10 protein-coding genes are annotated in these 14,384 nt (G+C 61.9%); 6 read left to right on the top strand and 4 right to left on the bottom strand.

Annotated elements, in window-relative coordinates:
* Positions 1–84 precede the first annotated feature (84 nt).
* Complete coding sequence (locus AXF13_RS04095; RefSeq protein WP_062251747.1) at positions 85–1,344, bottom strand: uracil-xanthine permease family protein; 1,260 nt, start codon at positions 1,342–1,344, stop codon at positions 85–87.
* A gap of 58 nt (positions 1,345–1,402) precedes the next feature.
* On the bottom strand, positions 1,403–2,029 hold the full coding sequence (gene upp / locus AXF13_RS04090) for a uracil phosphoribosyltransferase (protein WP_062251746.1): 627 nt from the start codon (positions 2,027–2,029) through the stop codon (positions 1,403–1,405).
* A gap of 306 nt (positions 2,030–2,335) precedes the next feature.
* Between upp and AXF13_RS04085 the strand changes: the two genes are divergently transcribed.
* The 6 genes from AXF13_RS04085 to AXF13_RS04060 all read left to right on the top strand — a co-directional run bounded on the left by AXF13_RS04085 (position 2,336) and on the right by AXF13_RS04060 (position 11,035).
* Positions 2,336–3,460 carry an alanine racemase gene (locus AXF13_RS04085; RefSeq protein WP_062251745.1) on the top strand — a complete coding sequence of 375 codons (1,125 nt, stop codon included), beginning with the start codon at positions 2,336–2,338 and terminating at the stop codon, positions 3,458–3,460.
* Between the two features lie 94 nt (positions 3,461–3,554).
* Positions 3,555–4,649 carry a DUF362 domain-containing protein gene (locus AXF13_RS04080; protein WP_062251744.1) on the top strand — a complete coding sequence of 365 codons (1,095 nt, stop codon included), beginning with the start codon at positions 3,555–3,557 and terminating at the stop codon, positions 4,647–4,649.
* Positions 4,650–5,013: 364 nt separating this feature from the next.
* Positions 5,014–5,853 (top strand): DMT family transporter, encoded by an 840-nt coding sequence (locus AXF13_RS04075; RefSeq protein ID WP_008684636.1) that lies wholly within the window; start codon positions 5,014–5,016, stop codon positions 5,851–5,853.
* A gap of 1,198 nt (positions 5,854–7,051) precedes the next feature.
* Positions 7,052–8,563: an APC family permease gene (locus tag AXF13_RS04070; protein WP_062251743.1), complete on the top strand. Its 1,512-nt coding sequence runs from the start codon at positions 7,052–7,054 to the stop codon at positions 8,561–8,563.
* 38 nt (positions 8,564–8,601) lie between these two features.
* The gene (locus AXF13_RS04065; RefSeq protein ID WP_062251742.1) at positions 8,602–9,681 is read left to right on the top strand and encodes an ABC transporter substrate-binding protein; all 1,080 of its coding nucleotides are present in this window, start codon (positions 8,602–8,604) and stop codon (positions 9,679–9,681) included.
* A 331-nt stretch (positions 9,682–10,012) separates the two neighbouring features.
* Positions 10,013–11,035 carry a transporter substrate-binding domain-containing protein gene (locus tag AXF13_RS04060; RefSeq protein WP_062251741.1) on the top strand — a complete coding sequence of 341 codons (1,023 nt, stop codon included), beginning with the start codon at positions 10,013–10,015 and terminating at the stop codon, positions 11,033–11,035.
* A 79-nt stretch (positions 11,036–11,114) separates the two neighbouring features.
* Here AXF13_RS04060 and AXF13_RS04055 read toward each other — a convergent pair whose 3' ends face one another.
* Together AXF13_RS04055 and AXF13_RS04050 are read right to left on the bottom strand one after the other, a co-directional pair.
* A complete protein-coding gene (locus AXF13_RS04055) occupies positions 11,115–12,467 on the bottom strand; it encodes a sigma-54-dependent transcriptional regulator (protein ID WP_062251740.1) in 1,353 nt (450 codons plus the stop codon).
* A complete protein-coding gene (locus tag AXF13_RS04050; RefSeq protein ID WP_062251739.1) occupies positions 12,464–14,311 on the bottom strand; it encodes a sensor histidine kinase in 1,848 nt (615 codons plus the stop codon). The genes AXF13_RS04055 and AXF13_RS04050 overlap by 4 nt, the downstream gene beginning before the upstream one ends.
* Positions 14,312–14,384 lie beyond the last annotated feature (73 nt).

Here is a 14,384-nt window from a genome sequence, read left to right as displayed (position 1 = left end):
CTGCGAATCAGCGTTGGAAGAAGTCTAGCACGCTTGACGGAAAAGACATAGCCCTGATTTCAGGCCGACGCCGCCTGCCGCTCGTCATTCCCGACGCCGGGGCAGAAACAGGTTGAGCAGCACGCCGGTCACGGCGGCCAGGCCGATGCCGCCCAGCTTGAAGCTGCCGATGCTGAACTGCATGCCGCCCACGCCGAAAATGATGATCAGCGCCACAATAACCATATTGCGCGCTTCCATGAGATCCTCGCGGGCCCGCACCAGGGTGTTCAGGCCCACCACCATGATGGCGCCGAAAAGCAGAATCATGATTCCGCCCATGACCGGCGTGGGAATGGAGGCCAAAAAGGCCCCCAGCTTGGAAACGCAGGAGAGCAGAATGGCGCAGAGCGCGGCCCAGGTCATCACGGCGGGATTGAAGGCGCGGGTCAGGGTCACCGCGCCGGTGACTTCGGAATAGGTGGTATTGGGCGGTCCGCCCACGGCGCAGGCGGCCATGGTCGCCAGGCCGTCGCCGAGCATGGTATTTTTGATGCCCGGGTCCTTGAGATAATCCCGGCCCGTGACCGAGCTGATGGCGATGATGTCGCCGAAATGCTCAATGGCCGGGGCCAGGGTGATGGGAATAATGAAAAGGATGGGTTCCAGGGAAAATTCCGGAAAGGTGAAGGCGGGCAGGGCCAGCCAGGGCGCGGCCAGCACTTTGTCCCAGCCGCCCACGCCCAGCCAGAGGGCCGTGCCGAAACCCACGGTAATGCCGCAGAGAATGGGCACCAGGCGCAAAAAGCCCCGACCCAGTAGAGAAACCAGCACCGTGGCCGCCAGGGAGGCCATGGAGATGATCATGGCCGTATTTTCCGGCACGAGCTGCTGCGCGCCGTCGCCGCTCTTGCCCAGGGCCATGTTCACGGCCACGGGCGCGAGCACAAGGCCGATGACCACAATCACCGGACCGGTGACGACGGGCGGCAGCAGGCGCAGAATGATGCCCATGCCCCGCCAGCGGATCAGCAGGCTCAGAAGGACGTAGACCAGACCGGAGCAGAACAGCCCGCCCAGCGTCAGGGCCATGCCCCAGGTCTGCGCGCCGTAAATGATGGGCGCGATGAAGGCAAAGGACGAGGCCAGAAAAATGGGTACCTTGCCGCGCGTGCAGATCTGAAAGATCAGGGTGCCCACACCGGCGGTGAACAGGGCCACATTGCTGTTCAGGCCGGTGAGCAGCGGCACCAGCACCAGAGAGCCGAAGGCCACAAAAAGCATTTGCGCGCCCAGCAGGCAATCCCGCAGGCGCAGATTATAGGTCGTGTCCATGCCGCCGTGTTGCCCGCTGTCCGCATGCATGCGCCCGCTCCCGGTTATGGTTCGCCGCAACGGCCCGGCCTGGGAAAGCCGCTCCGCTCTACTTGGTGCCGAAAATGCGGTCCCCGGCGTCGCCCAAGCCCGGAATAATGTAACCGTTTTCATTGAGATGGTCATCGATGGCGGCGGTGTAGATATCCACATCCGGGTGCGCGGCCTCGACCCTGGCAATGCCCTCGGGCGCGCAGACCAGATTGAGACTGCATATCCGGCGGCAGCCGTGCTTTTTCAGCAGGTCGATGGCGGCGATCAGCGAGCCGCCCGTCGCCAGCATGGGGTCCAGGATGATGGCCAGGCGCTGCTCCAGGTCCTTGGCCAGCTTGACGTAGTATTCCACCGGCTCCAGCGTGCTTTCATTGCGGTACAGGCCCACCACGCTGATCTTCGCGCCGGGGATCATGTCCAGCACGCCGTCCATGAGCCCGAGCCCCGCCCGCAGAATGGGCACCACGGTCACTTTTTTGCCCGAAATGGCCTCCACTTCCACCGGCCCGGCCCAGCCCCGCACCACGTGCTTTTCCGTACGGAAATTCTTGGTGGCTTCATAGATCAGCAGGCGGGCCACTTCATTGGCTACGGTGCGGAATTCGCGGGTGGAGGTGGACTCCATGCGCAGGATGCCCAGCTTATGGCGCACGAGAGGATGATCAACCACGTAGACGGCCATGCAGATCTCCTGTCAAGAGGTTGAAGTGATGATAATGGATTGTTTTTACTATAATTCTTAACTTGTTAAGCCTATGCCGTCAGTGAAAGCGTGTCAAGCCCGCACGACGCGGAACTTCCCTTCTTTTCTACGGTTCCCCGTCCCGGTTTACAGGCGCGGACTTTTGCGATAGCCGTTTACGCCGGGGCTGTTTCAAAACTCCCGCCAGGTAAAAACCCCGATCATTCACGCTGCCCGACGCCTGACGAGCAAAGCGCACTCAGAGCATCCGCAGTCTCTCAAAACGGATTTCCCGAAGGAGCGCCTGTGCGACGACATCATCTGCCCACCCCTTCCCTGCTCCTGGATGAAGCCCGTCTGCGCCGCAACATCGCCCGCCTGGACGAGCGTCTGCGCGCTCCGGGCGTGGCGTTGCGCCCGCACTGCAAAACCTGCAAAAGCATGGACGTGGCGCGGCTCTGCATGGTCTCCCCGCAGGGACCCATCACCGTCTCCACCCTGGCGGAGGCCGAATATTTCGCGGAACACGGCGTCACGGACATCTGCTACGCCGTGGGCGTCACGCCGGGCAAGCTGGCGCGCGCTCTGGCTCTGCGTCAGCGGGGCATACGCCTCTCCCTGCTGCTGGACAGCGCGGAGAGCGCCCGCCAACTGGCCGCCTTTGCCCGGGAGCGCAAACACATTTTTGATCTGCTGCTGGAAATCGACTGCGACGGCCACCGTTCCGGCCTGCGCCCGGACGACCCGGAGCTGACGGAGACCGCGGCCCTGCTGGCCGGGGCCGGGCAGAACCTGATGGGCGTGCTGACACACGCCGGTTCAGCCTACGATCTGCCCAATCCCGGTCCTGAGGTTTTCGCGGCCCTGGCCGAGCAGGAGCGCGGCGCGGCCGTGCGCGCGGCGCAACGCCTGCGCGAGGCAGGGCACGCCTGCCCGGTGGTCAGCGTGGGCTCCACGCCCACGGCTTTTTACGGCGAGAATTTCACGGGCGTCAGCGAAGTGCGGGCCGGGGTCTATATGTTTCAGGATCTGGTCATGGCCGGTCTGGGCGTCTGCCGCCCGGAAGACATCGCCCTGTCCGTGCTCTGCACGGTCATCGGCCGCCGGAAAGACAGCGGCAATCTGGTGGTGGACGCGGGCTGGATGGCTCTGTCGCGCGATACGGGCCTGCCGGGGCGCTTCGCCCGGGAGGGTTACGGTCTGGTCTGCGATGCCGACGGCAAGCCGCTGCCCGGACTGCGCGTGGCGGAAACCAATCAGGAACACGGCATCATCGCCGCGTGCGAGGGCCTGTGCCCGCCCCTGCCTGTGGGCACCCTGCTGCGCGTTCTGCCCGTGCACGCCTGTGCCACGGCCGCCGCTTTTGACGCCTACCACGTTTGCCGGGGGCAGGAAATCACGGCTGTCTGGCCCCGCTGCCGGGGCTGGTGATCCCGCGCCGGGGCACGTCGCGCCTCTCCGCTTCGCTTGCCTGGAACAGGCGATCATGCCAGAATAACAAACAAAACAATGGAGGGAGGATAGTATGCCAGCCACCGTCTATTATGCGGATATGCACAGCCGTTCACTTGAGGACAGCAAAATCGCCAAGGTGGCCCGCCTCTGCGACGCCGTGGGCCTGAAAAAAATCATCAAAAAAAATGACCTCACGGCCATCAAACTCCATTTCGGCGAATACGGCAACGACACCCATCTCAATCCCTCCCTGGTGCGCCAGGTGGTGGACAAGGTCATGGACGCCGGGGGCAAGCCCTTTCTGACGGACACCACCACCCTGTATTCCGGCAGCCGCCACAATGCCGTGGATCATCTTCAGACCGCCTATCTGCACGGTTTCGCCCCTTCGGTGGTGCGCGCCCCGGTCATCATAGCCGACGGCCTGTACGGCGAGAACGACGTGCCCGTGCGTATCAAGGCCAAGCATTTCAAGGACGTTCACATCGCCACTGAAATCCGTCGCGCGCCCTCCATGGTGGTGCTTTCGCACTTCAAGGGCCATGAGATGGCCGGTTTCGGCGGCGCCATCAAAAATCTGGCTATGGGCGGCGCTTCGGTACCCGGCAAAAAGGACCAGCACGCCACCCACGTGCAGGTGGACGAAAAAACCTGTGTGGGCTGCGGCAAGTGCGTCAAAGCCTGTCCGCAAAAGGCCCTGAGCCTGCGCAAGAAAAAAAGCCAGGTGGACGTGAACCGCTGCATCGGCTGTTTCGAGTGCATCACGGTTTGCCCGGTCAAGGCCATCAGCCTTGACTGGGCCACGGAAATGACCCCGTTCATGGAACGCCTGACCGAATACGCTTACGGCGTGGTCAAAGGCCGCCAGAAGCGGATCTGCTACATCAACTTCGTGCTCAACGTCACCCCGGACTGCGACTGCGTGGCCTGGAGCGACGCCCCCCTGGTGCCGGATCTGGGCATTCTGGCCTCCACTGACCCCGTGGCGCTGGATCAGGCCTGTTTCGACCTCGTGAACAAGGCCCCCAGCCTGGACCCGAAACTGGACGGCGACGCGCCCGACAAGTTCACGGCCCGCTGGCCCAACACCCGTGGCGACGTCCAGCTGAGTTACGGCGAGGAACTCGGCATGGGCAGCCGCAAATACAAGCTGGAAAAAATCTAGTACCGTGTAACGCTTAAAGTTGCACGGTACTAACCGCCGGGCGCAAGCCCGGCGCGGCGGCGAAGCCGCCGTGAGCGAGCTGAAAACCGCGTTTTCAGCGAAGCGATCTTACCACTTAAAACGAAGTTTTAAGTGGTACATGGTACTAGGGTCTGTTAACACTATAGAATTTTTGTTCGCCTGCAAGGAAGATAAACCTGCTTTGAGGGAGTGTACTCTTCCGAAAAGGCAGGTGAAATCTGACGCGGCAGGAGGGCAAAAAGGCATAGCGTTAACAGGCCCTAGACGGCAACACGCTGCCGGCGGCGGGTCTTGTCCGGCCCGCCGCTGTTTTTTGTTCCATCCCCCTACTGGAGCGCCTCCCATGTCCGGCCAGATCATCCTTCTTGTGCTCGGCGCGGCCCTACTGCACGCATCCTGGAACATCATCGTCAAAGGCGGGGACAACAAGCTTTTTGAATCCGCCATGAACGCCCTGGGCGGCGGTCTGGGCGCGCTCTGCATTCTGCCTTTCCTGCCCGTGCCGGACAAAAGCGCCTGGGGCCTCCTGGCGCTTTCCTGCTGCTGCCACCTGACGTATTACATCTGCATTGCCGAAGCCTACAAGGTGACGGACCTTTCCCTGGGCTACACCATCATGCGCGGCAGCGCGCCCATGCTCACGGCCCTGGTGCTCTGCTTTATGGGGGTTCCGCTGAGCCTCACCGGCTGGGGCGGCGTGTTGCTGCTCTGCTCGGGCATTCTGGCGTTGGCCCTGGAACAGAAATTCAGCCATAAAGCCAGCCTCAAAGGCATTCTTTACTCCCTGCGCACGTCTTTCGTCATCATGGGCTACACCCTTGCCGACGGCTACGGCGCGCGCGCCAGCGGCAACGGCGTGAGCTACACCTGCTGGATATTCTTCCTGAACATCTTTCCCCTGCACCTCTACGTGCTGTCCCGCTACGGCACGGAATACCTGCGCTACCTGCGCAAGCGGGCCGTGGTGGGCATCAGCGGCGGTCTGGCCGGACTGGGCTCCTACGGCATCGCCATCTGGGCCATGACCGTGGCCCCCATCGCCCTGGTGGCCGCCTTGCGCGAAACGTCAGTCATTTTCGGCATGATCATGGCTGTGCTGTTTCTGGGCGAAAAGCTTTCCGCCGTCCGCGTGCTGGCCATCCTGCTGGTCATGGGCGGGGCCATGATTCTGCGCATGGGTTGAGCCGCGCCCTGTGGACGGCTCACCGGCATGCGCGGCCCGTATTCTTGGGGAACGCCTCCCCGCGCGACTTGCATGCCTGCCGCAAAAAGTCCGTAGCGCGGCTGTCGGAATTCCGGCCCATTATGTTCTTTTTTTCATTCGCGCCGCATCCGATGCAAGCATTTAACACTTGGGCTGCTCTTGCGCGGCCGCGTCCCACATCCCCGCAGAGCTGTTCCGACCGGCGCCATATGGCCACAGCCGGTTCTGAACATTTCCATTGATGCTGTTCCTGCAAAAAGGCGAGTGCCTTGTGGCGCAAGCCGGGCGACGATCATCCCCCCAAGAAATGACCGGAAGGCAATCTCCCTGTCGGGACATACATGCATACGGACATGTCCAGGACGAATCGGCGTCGGCATTGCTGTTTGCCCGGAAAGCAGCTATGAGGGTACATAGAAAGAAAAAAAGTATCCGTGGCAGCTTGCTGGGCGCGTTTGCGGGCATCCGGCCAACAACAGCCCGCACGGACAAGTCGATTATGCATCACAAGTCAATATAGACTCGCAGCAAAATACGGCTTTGAAAGGAAATAAGTCAAAATCAACTCAACTCTTGACGCGGGAAATCCGCTCGCCTCACAGGCCCGGCGGAATAACCCGCCGCCATTGCACGGCATCCGGGCCATGTCCAATTTGGCACAAGGATTGCTTATATAGATTATCAATGGCCGCGCTTGGCACGTATCCGTTTTCCCCAGAATCCCGGCGCTGCCTTCAAAGAGAATACGGCGTCGCAGCACTTGAAAGTATGCCGCGCTGAAAATCACTGTTCAACGGCGACGAGGTCGTGCGGCCTTCAGCCGCCGTGAAGCCATGCCGTCTTTGCCCATACGGCTTGCAAGCCCTGCGGCTGCCTTTGCTTCATTGCAACGGCCGAAGCGGATTCGTCTGGGGACAAGTTACAGCGCTGTTTTCGAAAGTCCGCGCAGAGCGATTTGCCGTTTTCAAAGGCGGATCGTCCAGATAGAAGAATAGATAGTTATAAACCTACAGGATGGAGCGTAGTTCCAGATGGCAAAACGGCGTTGCCGACGCCCACGCTGAAAGCGTGTCGCGGCGTCCGCAGCGTATTCCGGCGCTTGGCCGGGCTTTACGGCCCCGTCCGCGCCGGAAAAAACACTGGCCCTAAAAACCAGACAATGAGCAGGAGGAAGCGCATGGGTGATTCAGAAAAGCACTGTCATGCGGGCGAGCGGCGTGAAGAACTTGAAAAAACGCTTCGCCCCGTCGAAGTGCTGGCCCTGGCTTTGGGTGCCATTGTGGGCTGGGGCTGTTTTGTGTTGCCGGGGATACGCTTTCTGCCCGATGCCGGTCCCATCGGAACAATCATCGCTTTCTTTGTTGGCGCGTTGTTCCAGTGCATTGTGGCTCTGAGCTACAGTTTTCTGATCAAACCCTACCCCGTGGCCGGCGGCGCGTTCGCGTACGCCTACGCGGGCTTCGGCACCAAGGGCGCCTTCATCTGCGGCTGGGCCCTGGTGCTCAGCTATATCTGCGTCATCGCGGCCAACGCCATGGCCATGATCCTCCTGACACGCTATCTCCTGCCCGGCGTTTTCGACGTGGGTTACCTCTATACTATCGCGGGCTGGGACATCAACGCGGGAGAGCTGGCCTTTGTTTCCGCGGTGCTGTTGCTGTTCGGCTGGATGAATTTCAGGGGTATGAGCGCAGCCAGCGCCATCCAGGTCTTTCTGGCCTTTGCCCTGACCATTGGTGTGCTGGTGTTGACCTTCGGCACCATCCAGGCCGAGACCTCCATCTGGAGCAATCTTGAGCCGTTCTTCGCCGAAGACCGCTCTCCCCTGGCCTGCGTGCTGATGGTGCTGGCCCTGACCCCCTGGCTCTACGTGGGCTTCGACACCATCCCCCAGACCGCCGAGGAATTCACCTTTTCCCCGCACAAGGCACGGGATCTGATGCTGCTTTCGATCATTTGCGGCGCCATTATCTACGCCCTTGTAACCCTGTGCGTGGCCGGGCTCATCCCTTACAAGGAGCTTTTGGCCCAGAATCACGCCTGGGCCACCGGCTGGGTAGCGGATCAGGTCTTCGGGCGCTGGGGCGGCGTGGCCTTGACTGTGCCGGTGCTGGCGGGCATTCTGACGGGCATGAACGGCTTTTTCATGGCCACCACCCGTCTGCTGTTCAGCATGGGACGCAGCAAATTCCTGCCCAACTTCTTTGCCTCTGTGCATCCCCGCTACAATACGCCCTGGAAGAGCGTGATCTTCACCTTGGCGCTCTGCCTCATCGTGCCGTGGTTCGGACGCGCCGCCCTGATCTGGATCGTGGACATGTCCGCCATCGGCACGGCGCTGGCCTACTTGTTCACCAGCCTGACCGCCTTCAAATATCTGGCCCAGAATCCTGACATCCCCGAAGCCCGCTGGGGCAAGCCCGTCTGCCTGATCGGCGCGGCCACTTCCATTATCTGCTTTATCCTGTTGGTCTTCCCCAGTTCTCCGGCGGCCATCAGCGTGCCGTCGTGGATCATGCTCTTTATCTGGGTGGGTCTGGGCGGCCTGTTCTATCTGAACAGACGTGAGGAGTTACTGCATATTCCCCATTCCCGGCTGCGCTACCTGCTGTTCGGCAAAAGCGATTATCCGGTGCTGTTCAAGGAAGCTGACGAAGAAGAGTCGGAACCTTCCGCCTCCGTTCAATAACCGACTTCCGCAAAACATTTTACCACACGGAGACGTCTATGCGGTTGAAAAAATGTCTCAGCTTGGTCCTGATGTCCCTCTTCTGTCTGGGCGCGGCCCTGCCCGCCGCAGCCGCCGACCTGGTCAAGGTTCCCACGGCCTGGTTGCCCGGTCAGGAAGCCTTCCCCATCTGGTACGCCAAGCAGCAGGGCTGGGACAAGGCCGCGGGCATCGACCTGCAGATCTACGCTTTTGATTCCGGCGCCGATGCCCTGCGCGCCTTCCCGGCCAAAAGCTGGATTTTCGGCGGCCTCGGTGCCGTGCCCGCCATGCTGGGCGCGTTGCGCTACAATATGAGCGTCATCGGCCTGGGCAACGACGAAGCCATGGCCAATGCGGTCATGGTGCGCGCGGACAGCCCCATCTTGAAAACCAAAGGCTACAACAAGGAATATCCCAATATCTACGGCAGCCCTGAAAGCGTGCGCGGCAAGACCATCCTCTGCACCCGCGTGACGTCCGCCGACTATGCCCTGCACCTCTGGCTGAACGCCCTGGGCCTCAAGGAATCGGACATCGTCCTCAAGAATCTGGAACAGGCTCCGGCCATGACCGCCTTTGACTACAACATCGGCGACGCCGTGGTGCTCTGGGCGCCCTTCACCTTCGTGGGCGACAAGCGCGGCTGGAAAACCGTGGGCACTCCCAAGGACCTGGGCAAGCATCTGCCCATCGTGCTGGTGGCGAATACCGCCTACGCCACGCAGTATCCCGACGTGACCGCGAACTTCCTTGCCCTTTATCTGCGCGGCGTCAACTGGTTGCAGACCGCCCCGCGCGAGGAGGTCGTCAAGCAGTTCCAGAAATTCTATCTGGACTGGGCCGGTCAGGATTACAGCACGGACCTGATCAACCTCAACTTCGACACCTATGAATTCTTCAACCTTGAAGCCCAGAAAAAGCTGTTCAGCACGTCGGCCGGCCCCAGCCAGGTACAGCAGTGGCAGAGCGAACTGGCCGAATTCTTCGCTTCCGTGGGCCTTATCACGGAGAAGAATCTCAAAGAAATTCAGGGCAGTTCCTATGTGACGTCCAAGTATATCGACATGGTCACGCCGCAAGCCGTGACCAAGCAGTAGCCAAACGCCTCAGGGCATAACCGTGTTTTCGCGCGAAACGTACTCCGGCGGGGTTGTCCCTGCCGGGGGCACGCGCCCGAACAAGAACAGATTACCTTTGAAACGTGTGGCGTTTCAAAGGGGTCATTCCGGCAAAAAACGCGGTTATCGCTGCTGTCGATCCCCGTACGCTTCCGTTGTCGCCAACGGGGACAGCCCTTCGGGCTGCCTTCGGTCGCTTTGCCCGAATCTACGCCGCTTCGCGGCGCGCCTCACCGTGTTCGGCGTTAGAGCATTTCAAAGTTGAAATGTTCTAGAGTGTTAAATGCTCTAAAGAAAAGCGGAGAGCCATATGCGTCTGCTGCTCACACTTTGCCTGGGTCTGTGCATCATCGCCATTCAGGTCGTTCTGGGGGTAAAGGCTTTCTTTCCCGACGCCTATGCCGACAAGACCGACGTGGTGGACGCCTTGATGGAGCAGAAAAAATCCATACTGGACCAGATTCCCCCGGTGGAGCTGGCTTGGGTCACCGAACATCCCGCCATTGTCGTGGGTGTGGACCCCAACTTCTACCCGCTGGAAATGTTCGACGAGCGGGGCCGCTACACCGGCCTTGGCGGGGATTACCTGCGTCTGCTGAGCAAGCTGACCGGCCTTGACTTCCGGGTGCGCAGGCTGACGGACTGGGCCAGCACGGAAGAGCAGGCCCGCCAGAAGCTCATCGACGTCTTCATGGCCGCGGCCAAAACGGGACGCCGCAGCGAATACATGCTGTTCACCACGCCTTACATCAACATGCCGGGCATCATCATGACCCGTCGCGGCAGCGGCCTGGACAAGATCGGCCTTGAGGATCTCAAGGGCAAAAAAGTGGCGGTGGTCAACAACTATTCCTGGCATGACTTCCTGAAGGAATTCCATCCTGAAATCATCGCCGTGCCGGTAACCAACACCCTGGAGGCCCTGCAACGGGTCGCCAGCGGCGAAGCCGATGCCGTCATCGACTATGAATTCAACCTGCTGGAAAAAATCCAGACCGGCGGCATCATGCAGATTCAGCCCGCCGGCAAGGTGGATTCCTCCTATGGCCACGCCATTGCCGTACGCAAGGACTGGCCGGAACTGTTCAGCGTGATTTCCACGGCCCTGGCCCGGATCACCCCCGCTGAACAGAAGATGCTGGCCCAAAAGTGGCTCCAGCAGGAACGGCCCGCCGGACAGGAACGCCATCTTCAGTGGATATTCTTCTTTGTGGTGGAATCCATTCTGCTCTGCCTGGCCTTGAACTGGCTCTGGCAGAATGAGCTGAAAAAGCAGGTGGCCCTGCGGACCAGGGAGCTTAAAGCCGAGCTGGCCGCCGCCAAACAGGCTTAACCGTATCTCCCCACAAGGCTTTGAAGCGGGGCGGAAGCGCGTGAGAAACGTGTTTCCGCCCCGCTCCGTTCAGGCCGGCTCAATCCAGGCCCAACTCCTTGCGTTTGCGCCAGAGCGTGACCGTGGTGATGCCGAGCAGGGCCGCGGCCTTGTCCATGCTCACGCCCAGGCCCAGCACCTTGCGGATCTGGGCCTCCTCCACCTCGGCCAGCGTCAGGATGCGTCCCTCATCCGCCGTTGCGCCCCCGCTCGCCGCGCCGCCTACGCCCTGCAGGGCCGGGGGCAGGTCGTCACGCCGCACCGCAGAACCTTCGGCCAGCAGCAGTGCGCGCTCCATGACATTGCGCAGTTCGCGGGCATTGCCGGGCCAGGCGTGGGCCAGCAGGGCGTCGCGCGCTTCGCCGGAAAGCACGGGAACCGCCTTTTCTCCGGCGGCCTGCCGCAAAAAACGTTGCGCCAGAGGCAGAATGTCCTCCCGGCGTTCCCGCAGAGGCGGCAGGCGGCATTCAAAAATGTTCAGGCGGTAATAGAGATCCTCACGGAAGCGCCCTTCAGCCACCAGACTTCGCAAATCCCGGTTGGTGGCCGCCAGCACCCGCACGTCCAGGCGCAGGGGCTTGTTGTCCCCCACCCGCTCAATGACCCGGTCTTCCAGAAAACGCAGCAGCTTGGCCTGGCTGGAAGGCGAGAGCTCGCCCACCTCGTCCAGAAAGAGCGTGCCCTCCTCGGCGGCCTCGAATTTGCCCGCCCGGTCGCGCACCGCGCCGGTAAAGGCCCCGCGCACATGCCCGAAGACCTCGGACTCGAACAGGGGTTCGGCGATAGCCGAACAGACCACTTCCACAAAGGGCTTGTCGCTTCTGGCTGAACAGCGGTGCAACTCGCGGGCCAGCGAAGTTTTGCCGGTGCCCGTTTCGCCCTGAAAAAGCACGGAAACGTCACTTTGCGCCAGCTTGTCCATCAAACGCTGCAAGTCCAGCGCGGCGGGAGAGGTCAATCCCTCAAACCAGCCGTGCCGCGCCTGCCTCAGGCGGGTGTTTTCCCGCCGCAGGCGCACCAGATCCCGGACCCGACGCAGCAGATGCTCCAGCTCTCCGGCGGAAAAGGGTTTGGGCAGATAGTCATATGCCCCGGCCTTGATGGCTTCCACCGCATTTTCATAGGAGGCGAAGGCCGTCATCAGCACGCAGATCAAATCCGGGCGACGCTCCAGCGCGGCGGCGGTCAGCTCCACCCCGCTCATGCCTTCCATGCGCATATCGGTCAGCAGCAGGTCGGGCGCCTGCTTCTCGACAGCGGCCAGCGCCGCTTCGCCTCCGCTTTCGCCCACGGCCCGACAACCCAGGCTTTTCAGGGTCAGCAGCAGAGTGCGCAGGATGGCCGCATCGTCGTCCACCACCAGGACGCTCAGTTCCGAGTCATCTCCGGTCATGCCCGTCCTCCGCCGGTTTCGGCCTCCTGCTCCGGCAGAGGCAGGCATACCGTAAAAATGGAACCGCCTTCCGGAGCGGGTGTGTAGTGCAATGTACCGCCGTGCCCTTCCACAATGGCCCGGCTGATGGCCAGACCGAGACCGGCGATGCTCAATCGCCGCCCGGCAGCGCGTCGATGCGAGAAGGGTTCGAAAAGGCGTCCGGCCAGCTCCGCGTCGATGCCCGGCCCGTTGTCCGCCACCCGCAAGGCCAGAAGGCCCTCCTCTTCCAGCTCCGCGCTTACCGTGACCGCGCCGCCCTCAGGCACGGCGCGCAAGGCATTGGACACAAGGTTGGAAAGCACCCAGGCAAAACGCTCCTGATCCAGGAACACAGGCGGAAGACCCGGCGCAACGTCGCAACGCAAGGCCACGCCCGCCTCGCGGGCCGCCGGTTCAAAGGGTTGCAGCCAGCGCGGCAGGCAGTCCCGCAGATCCAGCGGCGCGGGTCGCAGCTCCAGAGCGTGCGGGCTCATGCGGGCGATATCCAGAAACTGGGCCGCCACAGTGCGCAGACGCGCGGCATCCTCCCGCACGGTCGCCACCAGGGCGGACAGATCAGGGTCCGCCGCGCTTTCAGGCCGTCGGGCCAGCAAATCAGCGGCCAGCCCCAAAGATTGCACCGGCGTTTTCAATTCGTGGGAAATCCAATCCATCATTTCCGCGCGCAGGGCGTCGCGCCGCTTCTTTTCCGTGATTTCAGTGAGCAGAAAAACCTGCCCCAGGGTCTGCTTCGGCCCGGCCACGGCACGCGCCCCCCGGCCCGACTCCTCCACCACCCGCCTCCGGGCCGAGAACCAGCGCTCGCTCCCCGTGCCGCGCGCGTCGCCCGGCTGCTCCGGATCGGCGAGGGCGATGTCCCGGCTGCCGGTCAGACCACTGTGCAGAACGGCGCGCAGGGCCAGATAGTTGGGAGCCGTGCTTGAAAGATCCGCCCAGACTTTACCCAGCACATCCTTGGACGTGAGCCCGAGCAGCGCCAACATGCGGCTGCTGGCATGCTCCACCGCGCCGCCGGAGCCAAGCATCAGCACAGCGTCTTCAGCGGCGTCCAGCAGCACGGCCAACTTGTTTTTTTCCGCAATCAGGCGGCTCAGATTCACGGCGTCAAGCTGGCTGAGCCGCGCCCAAAGCCGTGTGAATTCCTCGAACAGAATACGCACTTCCAAGGTCTGCGGCGCGGGCAGGCGCAGAGGTTTGCGCAGGGGAGGACGGGCCTGAAGCACTTCGGCCGCGCGGCGCAGTGGATGGGCAATGCGCGCGGCAGTGGCGTCGGTCTGAAAAAAGGCCCAGAGCGTGCATGCCAGAAACAGGGCAACGCCCACCGTGAACACGATGTCGCGCCACCAGCGCCCCTCGGCGATCCTTTGCCGGATGCCATCCTCATTGAGGGCCACCAGAGCGTTGAGCTGCATGCGCACGTGATTGTAGCCCATATCCGCGTCTTCCGGCCCGGCAAGCAACAGTTCGCTCCAGCTCCGGGCCACGGCGTCCACCGCCGCCTGTTCACCCGTTTCGGTCACATTGGCCCGCGCTCCGGCCAGAGCCAGTTCAAACTCGGTCTGCCAGGCAGCGCGGTCCTTCCCGACATAGAGTTCCGGAAAACGCCAACCGGCCAGAGCCGTGGACATCTGCCTGGCCAGGGCCACGGAATCGTAATTCCGGCTCACCAGCGAGTCGGGCGCGCGCCCGGCAAAGAAAAAGCCCGTGCAAAGCAGCACGCCCACCAGACCAAAAGCCAATACCAGTTTGAGGGTGGCCTGGCTGATGCGCCGGTGCAAAGTGGGTAGAACTGTTATATCCATTGCCGTCAACTGGTTAGATGCTTTTTATGCTTTACATTTCCGCCTGGGGACATAATTCACACAGGAAGATCCG

Source organism: Desulfovibrio fairfieldensis (assembly GCF_001553605.1).
Lineage (GTDB): Bacteria > Desulfobacterota > Desulfovibrionia > Desulfovibrionales > Desulfovibrionaceae > Desulfovibrio > Desulfovibrio fairfieldensis.
This window is presented reverse-complemented; position numbering and strand designations above follow the sequence as displayed.

Excerpts from the sequence above, each read along its gene's own strand:
- AXF13_RS04080 (WP_062251744.1), top strand. The coding sequence starts at position 3,555 with ATGCCAGCCACCGTCTATTATGCGGATATGCACAGCCGTTCACTTGAG.
- AXF13_RS04055 (WP_062251740.1), bottom strand. The coding sequence starts at position 12,467 with ATGACCGGAGATGACTCGGAACTGAGCGTCCTGGTGGTGGACGACGAT.
- AXF13_RS04060 (WP_062251741.1), top strand. The coding sequence starts at position 10,013 with ATGCGTCTGCTGCTCACACTTTGCCTGGGTCTGTGCATCATCGCCATT.
- AXF13_RS04050 (WP_062251739.1), bottom strand. The coding sequence starts at position 14,311 with ATGGATATAACAGTTCTACCCACTTTGCACCGGCGCATCAGCCAGGCC.
- AXF13_RS04075 (WP_008684636.1), top strand. The coding sequence starts at position 5,014 with ATGTCCGGCCAGATCATCCTTCTTGTGCTCGGCGCGGCCCTACTGCAC.
- AXF13_RS04095 (WP_062251747.1), bottom strand. The coding sequence starts at position 1,344 with ATGCATGCGGACAGCGGGCAACACGGCGGCATGGACACGACCTATAAT.
- upp (WP_062251746.1), bottom strand. The coding sequence starts at position 2,029 with ATGGCCGTCTACGTGGTTGATCATCCTCTCGTGCGCCATAAGCTGGGC.
- AXF13_RS04065 (WP_062251742.1), top strand. The coding sequence starts at position 8,602 with ATGCGGTTGAAAAAATGTCTCAGCTTGGTCCTGATGTCCCTCTTCTGT.
- AXF13_RS04070 (WP_062251743.1), top strand. The coding sequence starts at position 7,052 with ATGGGTGATTCAGAAAAGCACTGTCATGCGGGCGAGCGGCGTGAAGAA.